The organism is Brevundimonas sp. UBA2416 (assembly GCF_002343105.1).
In the GTDB taxonomy this organism is placed as follows: Bacteria; Pseudomonadota; Alphaproteobacteria; order Caulobacterales; family Caulobacteraceae; genus Brevundimonas.
In genome coordinates, this window is record NZ_DDRM01000021.1 from 1 (window position 1) to 631 (window position 631).

The window sequence follows — 631 nt, forward strand, 5'->3', positions numbered from 1 at the left end:
CAAGATCGACCTGCCGGCGGCCGAGCCCGAGCGGGTGCGGCAGCAGATCGAGGACGTCATCGGCCTCGACGCCTCCGACGCCGTCCTGTGCTCCGCCAAGTCCGGCATCGGCATCGAGGATGTGCTGGAGGCCATCGTCACCCGCCTGCCGGCCCCCAAGGGCGATCCGAACGCCCCGCTCAAGGCCCTGCTGGTCGACGCCTGGTACGACCCCTACCTCGGCGTCGTCGTGCTGGTCCGCGTCTTCGACGGCACGCTGAAGACCGGCCAGCGCGTCAAGATGATGCAGAATGGCTCGACCCATCTGATCGATCGCGTCGGCGTCTTTCTGCCCAAGAACACTCCCGTCGACGAGTTGGGCCCCGGCGAGGTCGGCTTCATCACCGCCCAGATCAAGGAAGTCGCCCACGCGGCCGTCGGCGACACCATCACCGACGAGAAGAAGCCGACCGCCGAACCGCTCAAGGGCTTCAAACAGGTCCAGTCGGTGGTCTTCTGCGGCCTCTTCCCCGTCGACGCCGCCGATTTCGAGGACCTGCGCGCCGCCATCGGCCGCCTGCGCCTCAACGACGCCAGCTTCACCTATGAGATGGAATCCAGCGCCGCCCTCGGCTTCGGCTTCCGCTGCGGC

At 67.8% G+C, this 631-nt stretch carries 1 protein-coding gene; it reads left to right on the plus strand.

Annotated features, from left to right (window positions below; genetic code table 11):
- Positions 1-631 (plus strand): EF-Tu/IF-2/RF-3 family GTPase (locus B3E43_RS08030; protein ID WP_292028269.1); only part of this gene is annotated, 631 nt, incomplete at both ends.